Here is a 21,018-nt window from a genome sequence, read left to right on the forward strand (position 1 = left end):
GTTTCAATTTCTCAAATGAGCGTGGCGGAGAAGCCGCGAGGAGAGGACGAGGATGTTCCGACCTCCGAGGGGTAAGTCGGCGCCGGGTGCTTCGGTGAGAGCGACTGCCGTGGCGGCGACGGCGACCGTCGCACTGGCCCTGTCCGGCTGTGCCGGGGCGGGCGCCGTGGCCGGCGGCGAGGGCGAGCAGATCGTCGTGGCGATCGTGTCCAACCCGCAGATGCAGGACGCGATCTCGTTGCAGGACGAGTTCCGCGCCGCCCATCCGGGCGTGGACGTACGGTTCGTGTCGCTGCCGGAGAACGAGGCCCGCGCCAAGATCACGGCGTCCGTGGCGACCGGCGGCGGCGAGTTCGACGTCGTCATGATCTCCAACTACGAGACGCCGATGTGGGCCGAGAACGGCTGGATCGAGAACCTCCAGCCGTACATCGACGAGACCGAGGGGTACGACGCCGAGGACTTCGTCCCGAGCGTCCGCGAGGCGCTGTCGCGCGACGGCGACATGTACTCCGTGCCGTTCTACGGCGAGTCGTCGTTCCTGGCCTACCGCGCCGACCTGTTCGAGGAGGCGGGGCTGGAGATGCCCGCCAACCCGACGTGGGACGAGGTCCAGGAGCTGGCCGCCGAGCTGAACGAGCCCGCGGAGGACTTCTCGGGCATCTGCCTGCGCGGCCTGGCCGGCTGGGGCGAGGTCATGGCCCCCATGAGCACCGCGATCAACACGTTCGGCGGCGGCTGGTTCGACGAGGACTGGAACGCCACCCTCGACTCGCCCGAGAGCCGCGAGGCGATCGAGACCTACATCGACACCGTGCAGACCTCCGGCCAGCCCGGCGCCGCGACGTCCGGGTTCGGCGACTGCCTCACCCGGTTCGCCCAGGGCCAGTCGGCCATGTGGTACGACGCGACGTCGATGGTGTCCTCCATCGAGGACCCGGCGTCGTCCACGGTGGCGGGCAAGGTGGGCTACGCGCCCGCGCCCGTGGCCGAGACCGGCACCGCGGGCTGGCTGTACAGCTGGTCGCTCGCCATCCCGTCCACCAGCGAGCACAAGGATGCCGCCTGGGACTTCGTCTCCTGGATGACGGACAAGGAGTACATCAAGACCGTCGGCGAGGAGATCGGCTGGGAGCGGGTGCCCCCGGGCAGCCGGCTGTCCACCTACGAGATCCCCGAGTACGCCGAGGTCTCCGAGGCGTACGCCGACGCGACCCTGGAGTCGATGAACGGGGCCACCCAGGAGTCCGCGATGACCCACCCCGTGCCCTACCCGGGCATCCAGTTCGTGGGCATCCCCGAGTTCCAGGACCTCGGCACCCGCGTGGGCCAGCAGATGTCCGCGGCCATCGCCGGCCAGGTGACCGTGGACGAGGCCATCGCACAGTCCCAGCGCTACGCCGAAACCGTGGCGGAGACCTACCGGGCCCAGGAGGGGCAATGAGCACCTCGACCATCGACCGGCTCGAAGGCTCGCGCCGGGCCGCCCGCGCCGCCGCGGCGGAGCGCACGATCAGCAAGGCCGAGGGGTGGCGCCGCCGCGGCCCGCTCCTGCCCGCGCTGATCTTCACCGTGATCGTCACGCAGCTGCCGTTCCTGGTGACCATCTGGTACTCGCTGCGCGGGCAGAACCTGCTGCGGCCGGGCGAGGACATCTTCGTGGGGCTGTCGAACTACATCGACATCGCCCAGGACTCGACGTTCCGGCAGACGGCGCTGAACTCCGTGGTCATCACGCTCGGCTGCGTGCTGGTGGCGATGGTGCTCGGCATCGTGCTGGCGCTGCTGCTCGACCGGCCGTTCTTCGGCCGGGGCGTGGCCCGCACCATGCTCATCACGCCGTTCCTGGTGATGCCGGTGGCGACGTCGGTCCTGTGGTCCGTCGCGCTGCTCAACCCCACGTACGGCCTGTTCAACTGGGTGCTCGGCGTGTTCGGCATCGAGGCGGTCGACTGGACGTCGACCTACCCGATCATCGCGATCCTGATGGCGCTGGTCTGGCAGTGGACGCCGTTCATGATGCTGCTCGTGCTCGCCGGCCTCCAGGCCCAGGCCAAGGACGTGCTGGAGGCCGCTTCGGTCGACGGCGCCGGCCCGTGGCGCACCTTCCGCTCGATCACGCTGCCGCACCTGCGCCGGTACATCGAGCTGGGCGTGCTGCTCGGCGTCATCTACGTGGTCAACACGTTCGACCAGATCTACCTCATGACGGCGGGCGGGCCCGGTACGGCCAGCGCCAACCTGCCGTTCTACATCTACCAGCGCGCGTTCCTCGGCTTCGACATCGGGCAGGCCGCCGCCATGGGCGTCGTCGTCGTGATCGCCACGATCATCGTGGCCTCGGCCGCGCTGCGCCTCATCTTCCGCAGCTTCGAGGTCAAGGAGTGAGCATGTCCGACGTGACGCGCGCGTACCGCCGTCGAGCCACCGGTGGCGTGCTGACCACGCTGACCTGGCTCCTGGCGCTCGCCTTCTTCTTCCCGGTGGCCTGGATGGCCGCCACGGCGTTCAAGCAGGAGAACCAGGCGGCGTCCGACCCGCCGACGTGGTTCTTCACGCCCACGCTCGACCAGTTCCGGGCCGTGATCGAGGGCGGGTCCGCGGTCTACGTGGCCAACTCCGCCATCGCGACCGGCGTCTCGACGGTGCTGGTGCTGCTGCTGGGCATCCCGGCGGCGTACGCGCTGTCGATCCGGCCGGTGGAGAAGGTCAGCGACGTGCTGTTCTTCTTCATCTCCACCAAGATGCTGCCGGTCGTGGCGGTCATCGTGCCGATCTACGTGGTGGCCGGGCAGCTCAAGGTGCTCGACAACATCTGGACCCTGGTGGTCCTGTACACCGCGATGAACCTGCCGATCGCGGTGTGGATGATGCGGTCGTTCTTCCTGGAGGTGCCCGGGGAGGTGCTGGAGGCGGCGTCCGTCGACGGCGCCGGGCTGATGCGGACCCTGCGGTCCGTGCTCATCCCGATGGTGGCCCCCGGCATCGCGGCCACGGCGCTGATCTGCGTGATCTTCTCGTGGAACGAGTTCTTCTTCGCGCTCAACCTCACCGCCTCCCGGGCGGCGACGGTGCCGGTGCTCATCGTGTCGACCATGACGAGCGAGGGCCTGTTCCTGGCCCGGCTCTGCGCGGCGGCGCTGCTGGCGTCGCTGCCGGTGATCCTGGCGGGCTGGATCGCGCAGAAGCAGCTGGTGCGAGGGCTGTCGATGGGTGCGATCAAGTAGGTGTTGGTCGTTCGTTTGTTGCTCTCTACCCAGTGATTGGGCCCGGAACCGACTCGGTTTCGGGCCCAATCACTGGGTAGACCAACCGTCTGCGGCAGCGGCTGTGGCTGGCCGGCTGGACTGAGCCCCGTTCAGCAGGCCGGAAGCGACCGTTTACTGGTCGGTTGCGGCCCTCTGGAGCCTGGTGAACCGGGGTCAGTAGTGGTGGAACCGGAAGTGTCGGGTTGTGGCAGAATTCCCTACTTTTTCTGTCGGGTACTTGCCGGAGAAAATCGGGCCCCGTTCGATGGGCCGCATGCGCCTTGGATCAGATCAACGGAGACCTGTCCGCACCGCCTGGGTCGCGGCGTGCGCCGCTGCTGTGCTCGCCGGGGGCCTCGGCCCTGTCGTGCCGGCCGTGGCCGACGCCGACGCCGACGTCGGCACCGCCGCTGACGCCGTCGCCGCGCCTGTCGCCGACGTCGCGCCCGGTGCCGCCGACGTCGCGCCCGGTGCCGCCGACGTCGCGACGTCCGCCGCCCCGCCGAAGCCCGCTGCCCCACCGAGCACCCCGTCCGCGACCTACACCAACCCCGTCACCGCCGGGGTCACCGACACCTTTCCCGACCCCGCCGTCATCCGCGGCAAGGACGGCGCCTGGTACGCGTACGGCACCCAGAACCCGGTGTTCAACAGCCAGGGCGAGCCGGGGGAGCGCATCCTGCCGATCCTGCGCTCGACGGACCTGGTGACCTGGGAGTACGCGGGCGAGGTGATCCAGCCCGACGAGGTGCCGGCCACCTGGCGCGACAACTCCCGCGCCTGGGCGCCCGACATCCGCTACGTCGACGGCGAGTACCTGCTCACCTACGGGCTCTCCACGGGCGGGCTCGCCGTGGCCACCGCGCCGACCCCGACCGGCCCGTGGACCCACCGCGACGAGCTGCTGGTCGGTTCGGCGCCGGTCGAGGGCTGCCCCACCGGCAACATCGACCAGGCCCTGTTCACCGACGACGACGGCACGCTCTACCTGTACTGGGGCAGCTACGACGTCGTCTGCGTCTCGGAGCTGACGCCCGGCGCGGGGGAGCTGACCGGGCCCGTGACCCAGGTCGCGCAGGGCCGCCGCATGGAGGGCGCGTACGTGGTGCGCCACGACGACCTCTACTACCTGATGTACTCCGACGCCGGCTGCTGCGAGGGTGCGTACAGCGGGTACACCGTCAAGGTGGGGCGCGGCGAGAGCCCGCGGGGCCCCTTCCTGGACGACGACGGAGTCGACCTCATGGCCGAGTCGAGCAAGGGCGGCTACGTGCTGACCTCGAACGGGAACGGGTTCGCGGGCCCCGGGCACCACTCGCTGATCACCGACCTGGCGGGCCAGGACTGGATGGCGTACCACGCGATCCCGGAGGCCGACCCCGACTTCCCGCCCGTGGACACCCGCAACGGCGTGCTGAACCTGTCCAAGCGGCCGCTCATGATCGACCGGCTCGACTGGATCGACGGCTGGCCCGTGGTCAACGCGGGCGCCGGGCCGTCGTCCGGGCCGCAGCGTGCCCCGGTGACCGACGGCGCCGTCGCCACCACGTTCGCGGACGGATCGCTGGCCGGATGGCGGGCCGACGGCGCCGTCGTCGTCGGCGAGGAGCCGGACGCCGGGCCGTACGTGGCCCTCGACGGCGGGTCGCTCACCAGCCGGGAGCGGGCGGGCGGTGACCTGCGCGCCCAGGCGGACCTGCGGGTGACCAGCGGTGACGGGGCCGCGGGGCTCGCGCTGGGTTCCGGGGCCGGCTCCGGGGCCGCTTCCGGGGCCGTGACCGCCTGGATCGACCGGGCCGCGGGCGAGCTGCGGCTGGAGACGGGGCGCGGGCCCCGGGCCCAGCGGGCGGTGGCGGCGCTGCCGGACGACTTCCCGTACGCCGACTGGAACGTCGTGACCCTCGACCGGGAGGCGCGCTCGGGCGCGTACACGGCCACGGTCTCCGCCGACGACCTCGGGGAGCCGCTCGGCACGGCCACCCTCCGGGTGCGCGGGGGCGCCGGCCGGGTCCCGGTGAGTGTGACCGCGCGCGGCGGCGCCGACGCCGACAACGTGAGCCTGGTCGCGGCGGCGCGTCACGTGACCGAGCGGGTCCCCGACCCGGAGCCCGGCGCACTGCTGCCGGAGCACTCGGACGAGTTCGACGGCGGCGGTCTGCCGGGCGCCGTCGAGCCGGGCGCCGTCGAGCCGGGCGCGGCCGCGGCAGAGGATTCCGGCTGGTCCTGGGTGCGCGGCCCGGCCGCCGGTGCGCACCTGGACGACGGCGCCCTGGCCTGGCCCACCCAGAACGCCGAGCTGTACCTGGGCACCAACACGGCCTCGGTGCTGACCCGCGATGCTCCCGCCGGGGACTACCTGGTGGAGACGAAGCTCGACCTCGACGGCGTGGGCGTCAACCGGCAGGCCGGGCTCGTGCTCCACGCGGGCGACGACCAGTTCGTGAAGCTGGTGCACTCCCAGCTCGGGCTGCTGCGCAAGCCCGGGAGCGCGGCGCAGACGGTGGAGTTCACCAAGGAGGCCGCCCGGCCCACGAGCACGCCGCCCGCCGCCGCGTACAGCGCCCCGATGTTCGGCGCGGCCCCGGGGGAGACCACGTGGCTGCGGCTCGCCGTGCACCGGGACGCGGCGAACGACGAGTACGAGGTGCGCATGGCGTCCAGCACCGACGGCGAGACCTGGCGGTGGGGCGGCGTCTGGACCCTGCCCGACGACCGGGCCCCGCGGATCGGCCTGGTCTCGATGAACACGGCGGGTGCGACGGCGACGTTCGACTACGTCCGCACGTACGCGCTGCCCTGACACGGCGCTGGTTCCGTCGCTGGTCCCGTCGCCGGTCGAGCTTGTCGAGACCCGGGTCTCGACAAGCTCGACCGGCGACGAAGGCTCGACCAGCGGTGTCGGGTCTCGACAAGCTCGACCAGCGGACGGGCTCGACCAGCGGTTGAGGCGGGTTCTGATTGATTCCGACAGAATTGGTTGGTTTTTCTGCCGGGTCGTTGACGGAAAAATTCGGGGGTCCTTATGGTCGCCAGCATGTCGACGACGACAACACCGGGCAGCGCCGCACGGCGGGCCCACGAGAGCCGCGTGGTGGCCGCGCTGCGGGACGGCCCCCTGAGCCGTGCCGAGCTCGCCCGCCGCGTGGGCCTGTCCCGCACCACCCTGTCCGAGACCACGGCCGAGCTGCTGCGCCGCGGCGCCGTCGTCGTGGTCGACACCGACGCCGCCACCCGGCGTGGCAGCGGCCGGCCCGCCGAGCGGCTCGCGCTCGACCCGGGCTCGGGCCAGTACCTCGGCGTCGACTTCGGGCACCGCCGGGTGCGCGCCGCCGTGGCCGACGCCGCCCGCGAGACCGTCGCGTCCGGCGTCGAGCACTACGACGACGACACCCCGTGGACCGAGCGCCTCGACCGCGCCTTCCGGCTCGTCGACCGGCTCGCGAAGGAGCACGGCCTGCACTTCGGCGAGCTCCAGGCGGTCGGCATCGGCGTCGTCGGCCCGTACGGCGGGTGGCGCGTCGACGGCAAGCAGGTCTCCTGGGCCCGCCGCTCCGCCCCGCACGACGTGCACGGCGCGTTCGCCGAGCGGTTCGGCGCGCCCGTCGTCGTCGACAACAACACGCGCCTGGCGGCGCTCGCGGAGGCGGTGTCGCAGCCCGAGAACGCGACCGACCTCCTGTACGTGCGGCTGTCCGACGGCGTGGGCGGCGGACTCGTCGTCTGCGGCCGGATCGGCACCGGGGCGCACGGGTTCGCCGGCGAGCTGGGGCACGTGTCGGTGGACCCCGCCGGCAGCCGGTGCCGCTGCGGCAAGCGCGGCTGCCTGGAGACCGTGGCCTCCGCCCCGGCCGTGCTCGCGGCGTGCCGGGCCAAGGGCGTCGAGGTGAGCACGCTCGACGACCTCGCCGCCGTCGTCGCCACCAGCGACCCCGTGGTCGAGGGCGTGCTGCGCGAGGTCGGCGCCGCCGTCGGGCGCGTGCTGAGCATGGCGGCCCTGACCCTGGACCCCGACGAGATCGTGATCGGCGGCGAGATCGTGCACGTCGCGCCCGTGATCGTCGAGCAGGCCGCCGCCACGCTGCGCTACGAGCTGCACCCGCTGCCCACCGACGAGCCCGTCGTCGTCCGGGCCGGGCGGCTGCGCGACACCGACGGGGCGCTGGGCGCCCTGGCCGCCGCCTTCCATCTCTCCCCGCTCCTGGTCGGCTACCCCCAGCCCGAGGCCGCCGACGGACGCGAGGACCTGCGCGGAACCCTGCGCACCCCGATGCCCGCACCCCTGCACGCACGCCTGAGGAGAACCCTGTGACCACGTCGACCGTGTCGACCCCCACCCCGGCGAGGAACGGGTCACCACCCCGCCGCCGGGCGGGCAAGCACGCCACGCTGCTGACCCTGAACGCCGTCTCGATCGTGGGTGGCATCGGGGTCTGGTGGGTGCTGGCCCTGACCGGCCTCCAGCTCCCGACGCCGCCCGAGGTGCTGGCCAAGGGCATCGAGCTCGCCGCGAGCGGGACCCTCGCCGAGGACCTGCTGGCCAGCCTCGGCCGCGTCCTGGCCGGGTTCCTGCTCGGCTCGGCCGCCGCGATCCCGGTCGGGTTCCTCATGGGCTGGTACACACCCGCCCGGGGCCTGTTCGAGCCGTGGATCCAGTTCTTCCGCACCATCCCGCCGCTGGCGCTGCTGCCGCTCGTGCTGGTGCTGATGGGCATCGGCGAGCTGCCCAAGGTGTTCGTCATCTTCCTCGCGGCGTTCCTGGCCTGCGTCATCTCGACGTACCAGGGCGTCGTCAGCGTGGACCGGACGCTCATCAACGCGGCCCGCGTGCTCGGCGCCAAGGACGGCACGATCTTCCTGCGCGTGGTGGTGCCGGCGTCCTCGCCGTTCATCCTCGTGGGCATGCGCGTGGGCCTCGGCTCGGCGTGGGCCACCCTCGTGGCCGCCGAGCTGCTGGCCGCGCAGGCGGGCCTCGGGTTCCGCATGCAGCAGGCCCAGACCTACTACGACCTCGCGACGATCTTCGTCTCCATCGTCGCCATCGGCGTGCTCGGCCTCGTGATGGACCGGCTGCTGCTGCTCGCGGAGACCCGGCTGACCGGATGGCAGGAACGACGATGAGCACCGACACCCCCACCCTGACGGGCACCGCCAAGATCTCGGTGCGTCAGACCCGCAAGACGTTCGCCCTCAAGGACGAGGAGTTCGTCGCGCTCGACGGCGTCGACCTCGACGTGGCCGACAACGAGTTCGTCACCGTCGTGGGCCCCTCGGGCTGCGGCAAGTCCACCCTGATGAACATCGTCGCGGGCCTGGAGACGCCGACGTCGGGCGAGGTGCTGGTGGACGGCGCCGGCGTGACCGGCCCCGGCCCCGAGCGCGGCGTCATCTTCCAGCAGTACGCGCTGTTCCCGTGGCTCACGGTGCGCAAGAACGTCGAGTTCGGTCTCAAGGTCGCGGGCCTGCCCGCCGCCGAGCGGCGCGAGCGCGCCGAGCACTACGTGCGCCTGGTGGGCCTGGAGCAGTTCGCGGACGCACTGCCCAAGACGCTGTCGGGCGGCATGAAGCAGCGGTGCGCCATCGCCCGCGCCTACGCCGTCAACCCGTCGATCCTGCTGATGGACGAGCCCTTCGGGGCGCTCGACGCCCTGACCCGCGTGCGGCTCCAGGAGCAGCTCCTGGACACGTGGAGCACCGAGAAGCGCACCGTCCTGTTCATCACCCACGACGTGGACGAGGCCGTGTTCCTCGCCGGCCGCGTGGTGGTCATGGCCGCCCGGCCGGGCCGCATCCACGAGGTGGTCGACGTGAACCTGCCGTACCCGCGCACCGAGGAGGTGCGGCTCAGCCCCGAGTTCGCCGAGCTGCGCAACCGCGTGTGGCGCGCCGTGTACCACCAGACCCAGCCCCAGACCCAGCCCCAGACCCGGACCAAGAACTGAGGACCCCCATGCGAATCTCCAGGAGAACTCTCGGCGCGGCCGCGGCCGGCCTCGCCCTCGTGCTGTCCCTCGGTGCCTGCTCCGCCGAGGCCGGCGCCGGCGGCGAGGACGGCACGATCGAGGTCAGCTTCGGCTACATCCCCGACTTCAACGGCACCAGCCTGCTGGCCATCGCCGAGGACCAGGGGCTGTGGGACGAGCACGGCATCGACGCCACGACGTCGTCGTTCACGAACGGCCCGCTGCAGATCCAGGCGCTCGGCACGGGCGACCTCGACTTCGGGTACATCGGGCCCGGCGCCTTCTGGCTGCCCGCCTCCGGGCAGGCCAAGGTGGTCGCCCTGAACACGCTCGGCCGCGCCGACCGCGTGGTGGCGCAGCCCGGCATCGACTCCGTCGAGGACCTCAAGGGCAAGACCGTCGCCGTGCCGGAGGGCACCTCGGGCGACATGATCCTCACCCTCGCCCTGGCGGAGGCGGGCATGACCAAGGACGACGTCGAGCTGGTGCCCATGGAGCCGCCGGCCATCGTGGCCGCGCTCTCCTCCGGGCAGGTCGACGCCGCCGGCTTCTGGTACCCGGCGCTCGCGACGGTCAAGAAGCAGGTGCCCGACCTCGTGGAGCTCGCCCAGAACACCGACTTCGAGGAGACCGTCGCGTTCCCGACGGCGTTCGTGGCCGGCAACGACGTCGTGGCCGACGACCCCGAGAAGGTCGACGCCGTGCTCAAGGTGCTGCGCGAGGCCATGGCCTACCGCACCGAGAACATGGACGAGGCGATCGCGCTCACCGCCGAGTTCAACGACCTCCCGGAGGCCGACGTCGAGGCGGACGCCGCGAACGTGCAGGTGCTCGACGCCGAAGAGATCGACGGGCTGACCCAGGACGGCACCACCGACACGTGGCTGACCGGCATGCAGGACTACTTCGTCGGGGCCGGGCAGCTCCCGGAGGCCGTGGACCCGGGCGAGTTCTACCTGGGCGACCAGTTCGTCAAGGCGGGTGAGTGACGCGGTGGCAGCCAAGAACGTCCTGTTCCTGATGACCGACCAGCACCGGGCCGACACGCTGGGCGCCTACGGCAACCCGCTGGCGTCCACGCCGGTGCTGGACGGGCTCGCGGCGTCGGGCACGCGGTTCGACCGCTGGTACACGCCGACGGCGATCTGCACGCCGTCGCGCGCGAGCCTGCTCACCGGGCAGGCGCCGTTCCGGCACCAGGTGCTGGCCAACCACGAGCGCAACGTGGGCTACCAGGAGGACCTGGCCGAGGGGACCTTCACCTTCGTGGAGGCGCTGCGGGAGCGCGGGTACAACACCGGCCTGGTCGGCAAGTGGCACGCGGGCACGGAGAAGAACGCGGCGTCGTTCGGGTTCGACGGGCCGGACCTGCCCGGCTGGCACAACCCGGTCGACAACCCGGACTACCTGGCCTACCTGGCGGAGCACGACCTGCCGCCGTACGAGATCAGCGACCGCGTGCGCGGCACGCTGCCCAACGGCGGCCCCGGCAACCTGCTCGCGGCGCGACTGCACCAGCCGGTCGAGGCCACGTTCGAGCACTACCTGGCCACGCGCACCATCGAGCTGCTGGAACGGTACGCGGACGACTTCCGGTCGGGGGAGCGGCCCTTCTTCCTGGAGCTGAGCTTCTTCGGCCCGCACCTGCCGTACATCGTGCCGGACGAGTACTTCGACATGTTCGACCCGGCCGACGTCGAGCTGCCCGCCTCCATCGCGGAGACGTTCGAGGGCAAGCCGCCCGTGCAGGCCAACTACAGCGCGCACTGGACGTTCGACACCATGCCGATCGAGGTGACGCGCAAGCTCATCGCGGTCTACTGGGGCTACGTGACGCTCATCGACCAGCAGATCGGGCGCGTCATGGACGCGCTGGAGCGGCTGGGGCTCGTGGACGACACCGCGGTGTTCTTCACGTGCGACCACGGCGAGTTCACGGGCGCGCACCGGCTGCACGACAAGGGTCCGGCGATGTACGAGGACATCTACCGCACGCCCGGCCTGCTGCGGGTACCGGGCGGCCCTGCGGGCCAGGTGCGCACCGAGTTCGTCAGCCTGCTGGACTGCACGGCCACGATCCTGGAGCTGGCCGGGATCGACCCGGCACCCGCGGTGGACTCGCGCAGCCTGCTGCCGCTGGCGGCCGGTGAGGACGTGGAGTGGCAGCAGGACATCGTGTGCGAGTTCCACGGCCACCACTTCCCCTACCCGCAGCGCATGCTGCGGGAGGACCGGTACAAGCTGGTGGTCAACCCGGACTCGGTCAACGAGCTCTATGACCTGCACACCGACCCGGACGAGCTGACCAACGCCTACGCCTACGCCGACCCGGGCCTGGCCGACGTGCGGCGCCGCATGATGGGGCGGCTGTACCGGCTGCTCCGGGATCGTGGCGACAACTTCTACCACTGGATGACCACGATGTACGACGTCGGCGAGGTGGACCACGACCCGACCCAGTCGGGCCTGGACGAGACGACGTACGCGGCGCGGTAGGCCGGCGCAGCCAGGTCGGGCGGGGCGTGGCCGGTCGCGGTCACGCCCTGCGCAGGTAGTCGATCATCAGGTCGAACGCGGCCTCGAGCTGGTCGGACCGGCCCGTGGCGCGCAGTACCTGGACCCCGCCCTGGATGCCGGCGACGAACGCCGCCGCCGTCCGGTCGGGGTCCAGGTCGGCACGCACCTGGCCGCTCGCCTGCATCGAGACCACCCCGGCGCGGATCGCCCGCTGCCACTGCGCCAGCAGCTCCGTGATCACCTCGGCGGTGCCGGGCGAGCCCGACATCTGGTCCATCAGCGCGCCGAGCGGGCAGTGCCGGCCCTGGGCCCGGTACCGAGCGACCACGGCGTCGCGCCACGCGGTCCACGACTCCCACGTGTCGAGCGCGCTGAGGTGCGGCTCCTGGTCGGTCAGCACGCCGTCCGCCTCGTGCCGCGCCACGGCGAGCAGCAGCCCCTCCTTGCCGTCGGGGAAGTAGTGGAAGATCTGGCCCTTGCTCGTGCGCGTCACCGCGCCGACGTCGTCCAGCGTGACGGAGCCCGGGCTGTTGCTCCGCAGGTACTCGGCGGCGCCCTCGACGATGCGCTGCCGGGTCGCCTGGCCCTTCGGGGTGAACTTCACGTCGTCGACTGTAGTCGTTTTTTGTACTTGCTGGTCCAAAATTTGGTTCCTAGCGTCAAGGGCATGACACAGCGACTGCAGGACCGCACCGCCCTCGTCACGGGCTCCACCAGCAACATCGGCCGCGCCATCGCCCAGCGGCTCGCGGCGGAGGGCGCGCACGTCGTCGTCTCCGGCCGGGACGCGGAGCGCGGCGAGGCCGTCGTCGCGGGCATCCGGGCCGACGGCGGAAAGGCCGACTTCGTCCGGGCCGACCTCGACGGCAGCCGGGAGGCGAGCCACGCGCTCGCGGCCGAGGCGGCGGACGTGCTGGGCGGGCGGATCGACGTGCTGGTGAACAACGCCGGCATCTACCGCACGGCCCCGACCCTGGCCGACACCGACGCCGACGCGCTCGACCAGCTCTACGCCGTGAACGTCAAGGCGCCGTACTTCCTCACCCAGGCCGTTGCGCCCCGGATGGTGGCCGACGGCGGCGGCGCGATCGTCAACCTGGGCTCGTGGGTCGCGCGGCTGGCCGCGCCGTCGGGCGGCGCCTACGCCTCGACCAAGGCCGCGCTGGAGTCCCTGACGCGGTCCTGGGCCGCCGAGCTCGGCGCCCAGGGCGTGCGGGTCAACGCGGTCTCGCCGGGCGTCGTCCGCCCGCCGGAGCTCGACCCGGCCGTCTCGTTCTCGGAGAACATGACGCTCGGCACCCCGGCCGGCGCGCCCGGGCACCCGGACGCGATCGCCGCCGCGGTGGCGTACCTCGCCTCCGACGACGCGCGGTTCGTGCACGGCTCGGTGCTCGACGTCGACGGCGGGCGCACCGGCGTGGCGGTCGTGGCCGCCTGACGGCCGGCGGCCTGACTCCGACGGCCCGAGCCCGACGGTCCGACTCCGACGTACCGACCATGCACTTTCTGCCGGTATCGCGCTGCATCTGGCAGCAAGTGCATGGTCCGTGATCGGATGAAAGCGAGGCTTGTCGGTAGATTTCACCCAAAGTTTACTGATGGCACGACAGGTCACGCTCCCGGCGTGGAAGTGTGGTGGCGGCACCGGGGCCCGCAGGGGGTCGCGGGCGGACTCACACGGAGGTCGACGATGCGCACACGTCTCGGACGGGCACGGGGTCTCGGGCGGGCACAGGGTCTCGGAAAGGCCTGGGGGAGCGGGCTGTCGGCCCTGGCGGTCGCCGCCGGGGTGCTGGTCGCGGCGCCGGGCGCGGTCGCGCAGGACGGCGCGGCGACCGTCGCGGCAGCCGACGCCGCGCCGTCTGACGTCCCCGCCGGCTACTACGACAGCGCCGAGGGCCTGACGGGCGAGGCGCTGAAGGCCGAGCTGAACGACATCATCAGCGTGAGCGACTCGGTCTCCTACAGCGAGGTGTGGGACGGCCTGATGGCCAGCGACGAGGACCCCGCGAACCCGGACAACGTGATCCTCCTGTACACGGGCGAGTCGCGCGCCAAGAGCCTGAACGGCGGCGACGTCGGCGACTGGAACCGCGAGCACGTCTGGGCCAAGTCGCACGGCGACTTCGGCACGGCCACCGGGCCCGGCACCGACCTGCACCACCTGCGCCCCACGGACGTGCAGGTCAACAGCATCCGCGGCAACAAGGACTTCGACGAGGGCGGCAGCACGGTGTCCGGCGCGCCCGGCAACTACACCGACTCCGACTCGTTCGAGCCGCGCGACGAGGTGAAGGGCGACGTCGCGCGGATGATCCTGTACATGGCCGTGCGCTGGGAGGGCGAGGACAGCTTCGCCGACCTGGAGCCCAACGACACCGTGAACAACGGATCCGCGCCGTACCACGGCAAGCTCTCCACGCTGCTGGAGTGGAACGACGCCGACCCGGTGTCCACGTTCGAGGCCAACCGGAACGACGTCATCTACGAGCAGTTCCAGCACAACCGGAACCCGTTCGTCGACCACCCGGAGTGGGCCGACGCCATCTGGGGCTGACCCTGCACGTGTCAGACCTACAGGTCACCCGGGTGACCTGTAGGTCTGACACGGCTGGTCTCCGTACCCTGGAGGGAGCACCGGAGGTGGTCACCGTGTCGAACGAGGTGAGCTCAGCCCCGCGGATCCCGCCGCGCTGGTTCGTCCGGCTCGCCTGGCAGGTGCACCGCGGCATGTACCGCGTCAGCGGCGGCCGGCTCGGCCTGCGCCGCCCCCGCGGACACCGCTGGGGCATGCTGCGCGTGACCACCACGGGGCGTCGCACCGGGTGCGAGCACAGCGTGATCCTCGCCTACCTGGACGACGGCGCCGACCTGGTCGCCCTCGCGATGAACGGCTGGGCCGACGGCGAGCCCAACTGGTGGCTCAACCTCAAGGTCCACCCCGAGGCCACCGTGGACCTCGTCGGCGAGTCCCGCACCGTGCGCGCCCACGCCGCGCAGGGCGCCGAACGCGACCGGCTCTGGGCCGCGTGGCGCACCTACGACCACCGGCTCGACGCGTACGCCGCGCTGCGTACCACCGAGACGGCGGTCGTGGTCCTGGAGCGGTGGGAGGAGCCCGGGCACTCCTGAAGAGCGACGACGGCGCAGGTCACAGCGTGGCCGTCGCCAGCGCCTCCTCGTGCCCGCCGAGCGTGATCTCGATGCGGTCCATGTCCGTGAGCGACACCGCCGTCGACGCGTCCAGCCCCGTCGTCTCGCCGCCCGACCACGACCACGTCGCCGCGACCGTGCGCGCGCCGTCCCGGCCCACGAGCACCAGCTCGTACCTGATCGGCTCCGACGGGATGTAGGCGCCCTCCGGCGGCTGGTCCCCGGGATCGGGCGGGTAGTGGCACGACCACTTGAACTTGGTGCCCCAGGTGGTGGGCGTCGCCACCACCTCGGCGCGCATGTCCGCGCCGTCGACGGGTCGCAGCTCGATGGTCCGGGCCTCGGCCGCCGTGGTTCCGGGGGGCGTGCTCGACGGCGGGGTGGCCGACGACGGCGGGGCCGACGACGCCGTGGCGCCCGCCCCGAGCGGGGTGCCGCCGTCCGACGTGCCGAACAGGCCGCCCCCGGAGAGCACCGAACCGCCCACCGCCCCGGCGACCACCAGGGCGCTCGCGGCCACAGCGCCCAGGGCGCGGCGCCGGAACCGGGAGCGGCGCGCGGCGCGGGCCAGCGGCGCGAGCGGGACCACCGGTGCGCGGACGGCGGGGGACGGGCCGCCGTCGTCGGCCGTGCGGTGCCCGGCGCTGTCGACCGTGCGGCCCCCGAGCCCGACGCCGCCGCCCCCGACGCCGCCGCCCCCGACGCCCACCGCCCCGCCGTCCGCTGGCGCACCAGGCACGGCGTCGTCCTCGGTCAGCGCCCGCGCGTGCGCGGGGCTGATGGTGCCGAGCAGACCCGGCAGGCCCGCGAGCTCGGCCACGGCGGAGCGGCACGCGGCGCACCCGGCCAGGTGCCGCTCGTAGGCGCGCCGGTCGCTCGGGCCGAGGGCGCCGAGCACGTAGGCCGCGTCCCACTCGGCGAACTCGTCGCCGTCTCCTGTCCCCGCGGGGATCATGCCGTGACTCCTTTCTCCTGCAGCGCCAGCCGCAGCGCCCGCAGGCCGTAGTGCAGGCGGGACTTGACCGTCCCCGCCGGGACGCCCAGCTCGGCCGAGAGCTCGGCCACCGAGCGGCCCCCGTAGTACGCGCCCACCACCACCGCGCGGTGCGGCGGCGAGAGCGACAGCAGCGCGTCGGCGACCAGCCACGAGTCCAGCACGGCCTGGGTCGTGTCGCGACCCTCCCGGTCGGGCACGTGCCCGGTCGGGTGCTCGCGGGTGCGCCGGGCGCTGCGGAGGTGGTCCACCGTGAGGTTGCGCGCCACCGTGAACAGCCATGCGCGCACGGAGTCCTCGGAGCGTTCCAGCACCTCCGGGTGCCGCCAGGCGCGCAGCAGGGTCTCCTGCACGACGTCGCGCGCCTCCTCCTCGTCGCCCGTGCGGCGCACGACGTACCGGTACAGCGCGTCGGCGTGCGTGTCGTGCACCGCCTCGAGGAGCTCGTCCTCGGCACCCACGAGCGGCTCCTTCCCTGTCGTCGCTGCTCTCTCGTTCCCGGCCCGGCTACCGCGCGGTCACTGGCCCGGGGCCAGCTGCAGCGAGAACTCGATGCTGCCCTCATCCTCCACCGTCACGAAGCCCAGGTCCGGCGCCTCGACGCCGAAGTCCTCGAACGTGACCGGCACGCTGCCCACCACCTGCACGGGGTCGCCGCTGGTCGCGTCGCCCGCCACCTCGGCGTCGACCGTGGCCGGCTGCGTGACGCCGTGCACGGTGAGGTCGCCGGTCAGCGCGACGGACGTGGCGCCCTCCTCGATCGGTGCGGGCTCCGTGAGCACGAACGTCGCGGTCGGGAACTGGTCCACCTCCATCGCGGTGTCGCGGAAGTACCCGTCGCGGTTGGCCTCGTCCGTGGCCACGCTCGCGATGTCCACCTCGATGTCGGCGGCGGTGATGGCGCCGTCCGCCACCGTGACCGAACCCGTGACGTCCTCGGTGCGCCCGGTCACCGTCACGTCCTCGCCCTGGAGCACCTCGTCCACGCGGTAGCCCGCGAAGGACCCGTCGGTCACGGTCCACGTGCCGGCCGCGGCCTCGGCGTCGGGCAGGGGTGCCGCCTCCGCCGCGAGGCTCGGGGCCGCCTCCGCTGCCTCGTTGGCCCAGTCCGCGTAGAGGCCCGGCCCGAAGATCGCCGCCGCCCCGCCGATGACGACCACTGCCGCTCCGACGCCGATGCCTACCTTTGCCCCAGTGCGCACGTGCCGCCCCTCTCGTTCGCAGGCCGACCGGATATCAGCCTCTGCCCGGTACTACGGGCGAAATGGCAGATCGGTTCAATCAGGGGACCGAACTCATCGACTTCGGTCCCCTGTATCGAGAGCGGTCCGTCAACTGACCGGTCTCAAGGCAGGCGACCGATCTCATTTCCCCGGAGGGGAGGGGAGGGGATGAGTTCCGCTGTGCCGTGCCGTCTACAGCAGCAGGGACGCGTGTCGCGCCCCCCGAGCGCACCTGGAGGCAGCATGACCGACACCTTCGACGTCGACGTGACCCGCGACCTCGACGGACCCGTGGAGGCGGCGTGGGCCGCGTGGAGCACGCCCGAGGGCCTGCGCGCCTGGTGGGGGCCGGGCCCGTTCACCTGCCCCGCCGCCGAGGTCGACCTGCGGGTGGGCGGCCGCGCCCTGCTCGCGATGCGCGCCCCCGCCGAGTACGGCGGCGGAGACACGTGGTCCACCTGGGACTTCACGGTCGTCGAGCCGGTGCGGCGCATCGAGTACACGTTCCGGTTCACCGACGCCGCCGGCCTCCCCGAGGCTCCGCCGATGCCGGACGTGCCCGCCGAGGGGCACCACGAGGTCGAGATCACCGGCCTCGGCGACGGGCGCAGCCGCATCCACATGGTCGAGCACGGGTACACCAGTGCGGCGGCCCGCGACATGTCGCAGCAGGGGCTGGAGGCGTGCCTCGACAAGATGGCGGTATACGTAGCGGGCGCCTGACTTTCGTCGGCGCGCGGCCCCGTCACCGCCGTACCCGCAGCAGGACGACGGCGAGGCCCACGAGCAGCAGCCCCGCCACCGGTGCCTGCGCCAGGGCGGCCGGCGCGCCCCAGACGTCGGCGGCCCGGCCCGCGAGCGACGCCGCCAGCGCCGAGCCGGCGGCGCTCGCGGAGTTGTTCCAGGTGAACGCCTGGGTGAGCACGGACGCCCGCACCGACCGCTCGGTCAGCACGGTGAGCAGCACCAGGGTGGGCGGCACGGCGGCCTCGGTGAGCACCAGGGCCGCGCCGAGCCAGCCCGCCGACGGCGCGAACGGCAGCAGCGCCGCCGTCGCCGTCAGATAGGTGGTGACGGCCACGAGCTGCACGCGGGCCGGGGTGCCGCGCCGTCGTCGGCCGTACAGCCAGCCCGAGGCGAGGCCGGCGAGGCTCCCGGCGGCGATGATCGGCGTCGCGGCCCCGGGCGTGCCCTGGCCGACGGCGAACGCCGTGACCGCCACGCCCATGGTGCCGAAGTAGAGGCCGATCGCGAGGTTGAGCAGGGCCAGCAGCAGGAACGCCGGAGCGAGCAGCGAGGACCGCGCGGCCCGCCCGGCGCTGGCGTGCTCGCCGAGCGGGTGCGGCGGCGGCGCGGTGCGGCGCTGGAGGGCCAGGGCGGTGCCGCCGCCGAGGATCAGCCCGGCCGCCAGAAAGCTGCCCGCTGTCGGGTACCCCGCCGCGCCCAGCGCGGTGACCAGCACCGGCCCGAGCAGGAAGCTCGTGGCGTTCGCGAGCGACTCCAGGGAGAACGCGGTGGGCAGGTCGTCGTCCCGCGTGCCGTGCAGCAGGTGCGCCCAGCGGGCGGCGGACAGGGCGCCGAGCTGGGGCACCGCCGCGCCCGCGCAGGCCGCGGCGACGACCGCACCGGCCGGCGTCGTCGACAGCAGGACGCCGGCGACGGCGCAGCCGTGCGCGACCAGGTAGAGGGGGAGCATGCGGGTCTGGCCGAACCGGTCGACCAGCCGGGCCAGGTGCGGGCCCACGAGCGCCTCCGCGAGGGCGAAGGCTGCGGTGGCCAGTCCGGCCGTCGCGTAGGAGCCGGTCCGGTCGTGCAGCAGCCAGACCAGGCCGAGGCCCGTCATGGCGATGCCGACCCGGCCGGAGGTGGCGCTGATGAAGAAGGCGGCGGCGCCGGGCGCGCGCAGCAGTGAGCGGTAGCCGCCGGTGGCAGCAGACATGGGTGTCCTTCGTCGCCGTCCGGCGGGACGGGCCACCCGGGGTCGCCGGCGCCTGGTGCTGCGAAGTGCTGCTGGGGTGCGACCCGTGGCCCGCCTGGGGGCATCCTGGGCTGCGGTGGGACGGGACACGCGCCCCTGCCGCCGCCCCCGACACCGGGCGGTATGCAAACGATGTGCCCGGGCCGATGCGGACCCGGACGACTGCCAGGGACGCTAGCAGGACTAGCTGCCCAGCGGAACCTCGTCGTGCCGGGCCACGCCGAACGTGGCGCCCGGATACCGCAGCCCGGAGAAGTACATGTTGGTGTGGGCCACGATCTGCTCGCCGGTGATCGGCACGCCGTCCCACTCGGTGTCGGTGGTGGTGTGCGCGTCGCTCACGAGCGTCACGTCGTAGCCAAGCGCGGCGGCTCGCTGCGTCGTCGTGCGCACGCAGAAGTCGGACTGCGCGCCGGCCACGACCAGGCGCGTCGTGCCGAGCCCGGTCAGCACCTCACCGAGGTCGGTGTCGGCGAACGAGTCGCGGTAGGCCTTGTGTACCAGCGGCTCGTCGGGGTGGCGGGCGAGCCCGTCCGCGAAGGCCCAGCCCGGTGTGTCCCGCTCCAGGCCGGGCTCGTGGTGCTGCACCCAGACGACGGGCGTCCCGGCGGCGCGGGCCCGCTCCGCGAGGGCGGCCGAGCGGGCGACGACGCCGTCGGCGTCGAAGCAGCCGCGGACGACGTCGGCCTGGAGGTCGATCAGGAGGACGGCGGTGGTCATGGGCAGGGGACCTCTCTGAAACGGTCGGGGTCGGTGAGGGGGAAGTGGTAGCAGACGGTGTCGGCGTCCCCGGTGGGCTGCCCCGTCCAGTCCTGGATCTCGCGGGAGTACTCGACCACCACATCGCTCGCGGACTCCTGGACCACGGTCCCGTCCTCGATCGCGTCCGGGTGCGGCGAGAGGTGCAGCTCGTTGCGGTCCAGGTCGGCGAGGCGCCAGGCCCACCGGTCCTGGGCGGTGTCGAACGCGGCCATGCCGAGCGCGACCAGCAGGACGACGGCCGCGGTGAGGACGGCCGCCACGATCCAGGGCGTGCGGCCGCGGGGCTTCGACGTCATGGCTCGCGCCGTGCCAGGCGCATCGCGATGCTCGCCGGCGCCGTCTCGACGAAGCCCAGGCTGCGGTAGAGGGGCCGGCCCGGCTCGTCCGCGTTGAGCGTGATGTAGGCACCCGCGGGGGCGCGGTCCGCGATCTGGTCCAGGAGCCAGTTCATGACCCGGCGGCCCAGGCCGCGGCTCTGGTGCTCGGGCAGCGTCGCGATGTCCGCGATGTGGAAGTACCAGCCGCCGTCGCCGAGCGTGCGGCCCATGGCGACGGCGCGGTCCGTCGCGGCCTCGCGGACGTGGCAGAAGGCCCAGCTCGCCGTCAGCACGGGCGCGGCCTGCTCGGCGGACTTGGGGGACAGGCCTGCGGCCGAGCGCAGGTGCAGGTACTCGTCGAGGCTGGGGGCGGTCGGGACCAGGACGTAGGGGACGTCGCTCATGCGAGCACCCTAAGGCGGGTTCGCCGGACGAACGGCACCCGTAGAGTCTGCGCATGCTGCGAACCCGCACCGTGGTGACGCTCGTGATCGCGGGCCTCGCGCTCGTCGGCGCGGTCCTGGCGGCGCCCCCGCTGTGGCTGGCCCTCGACGAGTCCGCGGTGCCGCCCGTGTCGACCTTCCCGGACCTGCCCGACGGCGCCCGCGTCACCTCGGTGGACATCGGCTGCGGTTCGGGAGGCTGCTGGCAGGAGCTGACCGTGCTGGCCCCGGCCGGCACGACGGGCGCGGCGCTCGCGGCCGAGGTGGCGCCCGAGGGCGAGGAGTGTCCCGTCCGGAGCCTGATCGACCTGCGCCGGGTGTGCACCGGGGTGGTCGCGACCGGGACCCTGGACGAGCCCGATGCGACCGACGCCGTGCGGTTCTACGTGCAGTACGACCGGTCGTGATCCCGGACCCCGCTAC

22 protein-coding genes are annotated in these 21,018 nt (G+C 72.8%); 14 read left to right on the forward strand and 8 right to left on the reverse strand.

The features are described 5' to 3' along the window. Positions 1-94 precede the first annotated feature (94 nt). From H291_RS0104625 to H291_RS0104665, 9 genes are all read left to right on the forward strand, one after another. Positions 95-1,444, forward strand: coding sequence for an ABC transporter substrate-binding protein (locus H291_RS0104625; protein WP_232215990.1), 1,350 nt, complete (start codon positions 95-97; stop codon positions 1,442-1,444). Then, complete coding sequence (locus H291_RS0104630) at positions 1,441-2,388, forward strand: carbohydrate ABC transporter permease (RefSeq protein ID WP_020013809.1); 948 nt, start codon at positions 1,441-1,443, stop codon at positions 2,386-2,388. Before H291_RS0104625 ends, H291_RS0104630 begins: the two co-directional genes overlap by 4 nt. Positions 2,389-2,390: 2 nt before the next feature. Further along, on the forward strand, positions 2,391-3,227 hold the full coding sequence (locus H291_RS0104635) for a carbohydrate ABC transporter permease (protein ID WP_020013810.1): 837 nt from the start codon (positions 2,391-2,393) through the stop codon (positions 3,225-3,227). A gap of 295 nt (positions 3,228-3,522) precedes the next feature. Continuing rightward, positions 3,523-6,048 carry a family 43 glycosylhydrolase gene (locus tag H291_RS28675; protein WP_084468045.1) on the forward strand — a complete coding sequence of 842 codons (2,526 nt, stop codon included), beginning with the start codon at positions 3,523-3,525 and terminating at the stop codon, positions 6,046-6,048. A 234-nt stretch (positions 6,049-6,282) separates the two neighbouring features. Continuing rightward, entirely contained in the window at positions 6,283-7,557 is a 1,275-nt protein-coding gene (locus H291_RS28680; protein WP_084468047.1) for an ROK family transcriptional regulator, read from the forward strand. Then, positions 7,554-8,366: an ABC transporter permease gene (locus H291_RS0104650; protein WP_020013813.1), complete on the forward strand. Its 813-nt coding sequence runs from the start codon at positions 7,554-7,556 to the stop codon at positions 8,364-8,366. Before H291_RS28680 ends, H291_RS0104650 begins: the two co-directional genes overlap by 4 nt. Then, positions 8,363-9,187, forward strand: a complete 825-nt coding sequence (locus tag H291_RS0104655; RefSeq protein ID WP_020013814.1) for an ABC transporter ATP-binding protein — start codon at positions 8,363-8,365, stop codon at positions 9,185-9,187. Before H291_RS0104650 ends, H291_RS0104655 begins: the two co-directional genes overlap by 4 nt. Positions 9,188-9,195: 8 nt before the next feature. Beyond that, positions 9,196-10,197 carry an aliphatic sulfonate ABC transporter substrate-binding protein gene (locus H291_RS0104660; RefSeq protein ID WP_026365398.1) on the forward strand — a complete coding sequence of 334 codons (1,002 nt, stop codon included), beginning with the start codon at positions 9,196-9,198 and terminating at the stop codon, positions 10,195-10,197. Positions 10,198-10,201: 4 nt separating this feature from the next. Then, on the forward strand, positions 10,202-11,704 hold the full coding sequence (locus H291_RS0104665) for a sulfatase-like hydrolase/transferase (RefSeq protein WP_020013816.1): 1,503 nt from the start codon (positions 10,202-10,204) through the stop codon (positions 11,702-11,704). Between the two features lie 40 nt (positions 11,705-11,744). On the opposite strand, the gene H291_RS0104670 is transcribed toward H291_RS0104665, so the two are convergent. After that, complete coding sequence (locus H291_RS0104670) at positions 11,745-12,329, reverse strand: TetR/AcrR family transcriptional regulator (protein ID WP_020013817.1); 585 nt, start codon at positions 12,327-12,329, stop codon at positions 11,745-11,747. Between the two features lie 63 nt (positions 12,330-12,392). Between H291_RS0104670 and H291_RS0104675 the strand changes: the two genes are divergently transcribed. From H291_RS0104675 to H291_RS28685, 3 genes are all read left to right on the forward strand, one after another. Then, positions 12,393-13,163 (forward strand): SDR family NAD(P)-dependent oxidoreductase, encoded by a 771-nt coding sequence (locus H291_RS0104675; RefSeq protein WP_020013818.1) that lies wholly within the window; start codon positions 12,393-12,395, stop codon positions 13,161-13,163. Positions 13,164-13,415: 252 nt separating this feature from the next. After that, positions 13,416-14,282 carry an endonuclease I family protein gene (locus H291_RS0104680; RefSeq protein WP_084467734.1) on the forward strand — a complete coding sequence of 289 codons (867 nt, stop codon included), beginning with the start codon at positions 13,416-13,418 and terminating at the stop codon, positions 14,280-14,282. A gap of 95 nt (positions 14,283-14,377) precedes the next feature. Beyond that, on the forward strand, positions 14,378-14,857 hold the full coding sequence (locus H291_RS28685; RefSeq protein WP_232215991.1) for a nitroreductase/quinone reductase family protein: 480 nt from the start codon (positions 14,378-14,380) through the stop codon (positions 14,855-14,857). A 19-nt stretch (positions 14,858-14,876) separates the two neighbouring features. Here the strand turns inward: H291_RS28685 and H291_RS34770 are convergent, their stop codons facing one another. From H291_RS34770 to H291_RS0104700, 3 genes are read right to left on the reverse strand one after another with little or no spacing between them, the layout of a single operon-like run. After that, the gene (locus H291_RS34770) at positions 14,877-15,833 is read right to left on the reverse strand and encodes an anti-sigma factor family protein (protein WP_020013821.1); all 957 of its coding nucleotides are present in this window, start codon (positions 15,831-15,833) and stop codon (positions 14,877-14,879) included. Beyond that, positions 15,830-16,333: a sigma-70 family RNA polymerase sigma factor gene (locus H291_RS0104695; protein ID WP_020013822.1), complete on the reverse strand. Its 504-nt coding sequence runs from the start codon at positions 16,331-16,333 to the stop codon at positions 15,830-15,832. Before H291_RS0104695 ends, H291_RS34770 begins: the two co-directional genes overlap by 4 nt. A gap of 57 nt (positions 16,334-16,390) precedes the next feature. Further along, positions 16,391-17,074 carry a YceI family protein gene (locus tag H291_RS0104700; RefSeq protein ID WP_026365400.1) on the reverse strand — a complete coding sequence of 228 codons (684 nt, stop codon included), beginning with the start codon at positions 17,072-17,074 and terminating at the stop codon, positions 16,391-16,393. A 264-nt stretch (positions 17,075-17,338) separates the two neighbouring features. Here H291_RS0104700 and H291_RS0104705 point away from each other — a divergent pair, with 264 nt between their 5' ends. Then, entirely contained in the window at positions 17,339-17,818 is a 480-nt protein-coding gene (locus H291_RS0104705; protein WP_020013824.1) for an SRPBCC family protein, read from the forward strand. 22 nt (positions 17,819-17,840) lie between these two features. Here H291_RS0104705 and H291_RS0104710 read toward each other — a convergent pair whose 3' ends face one another. From H291_RS0104710 to H291_RS0104725, 4 genes are all read right to left on the reverse strand, one after another. Next, positions 17,841-19,034 carry an MFS transporter gene (locus H291_RS0104710; RefSeq protein WP_020013825.1) on the reverse strand — a complete coding sequence of 398 codons (1,194 nt, stop codon included), beginning with the start codon at positions 19,032-19,034 and terminating at the stop codon, positions 17,841-17,843. A 222-nt stretch (positions 19,035-19,256) separates the two neighbouring features. Continuing rightward, complete coding sequence (locus H291_RS0104715) at positions 19,257-19,793, reverse strand: isochorismatase family protein (RefSeq protein WP_020013826.1); 537 nt, start codon at positions 19,791-19,793, stop codon at positions 19,257-19,259. Further along, on the reverse strand, positions 19,790-20,131 hold the full coding sequence (locus H291_RS0104720; RefSeq protein ID WP_020013827.1) for a hypothetical protein: 342 nt from the start codon (positions 20,129-20,131) through the stop codon (positions 19,790-19,792). The genes H291_RS0104715 and H291_RS0104720 overlap by 4 nt, the downstream gene beginning before the upstream one ends. Further along, positions 20,128-20,556 carry a GNAT family N-acetyltransferase gene (locus H291_RS0104725; RefSeq protein WP_020013828.1) on the reverse strand — a complete coding sequence of 143 codons (429 nt, stop codon included), beginning with the start codon at positions 20,554-20,556 and terminating at the stop codon, positions 20,128-20,130. Before H291_RS0104725 ends, H291_RS0104720 begins: the two co-directional genes overlap by 4 nt. Before the next feature lie 53 nt (positions 20,557-20,609). Here H291_RS0104725 and H291_RS0104730 point away from each other — a divergent pair, with 53 nt between their 5' ends. Beyond that, positions 20,610-21,002 (forward strand): hypothetical protein, encoded by a 393-nt coding sequence (locus H291_RS0104730; RefSeq protein WP_020013829.1) that lies wholly within the window; start codon positions 20,610-20,612, stop codon positions 21,000-21,002. Positions 21,003-21,018: the final 16 nt, after the last annotated feature.

Source organism: Promicromonospora sukumoe 327MFSha3.1 (assembly GCF_000385135.1).
GTDB lineage: Bacteria > Actinomycetota > Actinomycetes > Actinomycetales > Cellulomonadaceae > Promicromonospora > Promicromonospora sukumoe_B.

Coding starts and splice junctions, on each gene's coding strand:
- H291_RS0104720 (WP_020013827.1), bottom strand. CDS start 20,131: ATGACGTCGAAGCCCCGCGGCCGCACGCCCTGGATCGTGGCGGCCGTC.
- H291_RS0104730 (WP_020013829.1), top strand. CDS start 20,610: ATGCTGCGAACCCGCACCGTGGTGACGCTCGTGATCGCGGGCCTCGCG.
- H291_RS0104705 (WP_020013824.1), top strand. CDS start 17,339: ATGACCGACACCTTCGACGTCGACGTGACCCGCGACCTCGACGGACCC.
- H291_RS0104725 (WP_020013828.1), bottom strand. CDS start 20,556: ATGAGCGACGTCCCCTACGTCCTGGTCCCGACCGCCCCCAGCCTCGAC.
- H291_RS34770 (WP_020013821.1), bottom strand. CDS start 15,833: ATGATCCCCGCGGGGACAGGAGACGGCGACGAGTTCGCCGAGTGGGAC.
- H291_RS0104710 (WP_020013825.1), bottom strand. CDS start 19,034: ATGTCTGCTGCCACCGGCGGCTACCGCTCACTGCTGCGCGCGCCCGGC.
- H291_RS0104675 (WP_020013818.1), top strand. CDS start 12,393: ATGACACAGCGACTGCAGGACCGCACCGCCCTCGTCACGGGCTCCACC.
- H291_RS0104715 (WP_020013826.1), bottom strand. CDS start 19,793: ATGACCACCGCCGTCCTCCTGATCGACCTCCAGGCCGACGTCGTCCGC.
- H291_RS28680 (WP_084468047.1), top strand. CDS start 6,283: ATGTCGACGACGACAACACCGGGCAGCGCCGCACGGCGGGCCCACGAG.
- H291_RS0104660 (WP_026365398.1), top strand. CDS start 9,196: ATGCGAATCTCCAGGAGAACTCTCGGCGCGGCCGCGGCCGGCCTCGCC.
- H291_RS0104680 (WP_084467734.1), top strand. CDS start 13,416: ATGCGCACACGTCTCGGACGGGCACGGGGTCTCGGGCGGGCACAGGGT.
- H291_RS0104630 (WP_020013809.1), top strand. CDS start 1,441: ATGAGCACCTCGACCATCGACCGGCTCGAAGGCTCGCGCCGGGCCGCC.
- H291_RS0104655 (WP_020013814.1), top strand. CDS start 8,363: ATGAGCACCGACACCCCCACCCTGACGGGCACCGCCAAGATCTCGGTG.
- H291_RS0104635 (WP_020013810.1), top strand. CDS start 2,391: ATGTCCGACGTGACGCGCGCGTACCGCCGTCGAGCCACCGGTGGCGTG.
- H291_RS28675 (WP_084468045.1), top strand. CDS start 3,523: ATGCGCCTTGGATCAGATCAACGGAGACCTGTCCGCACCGCCTGGGTC.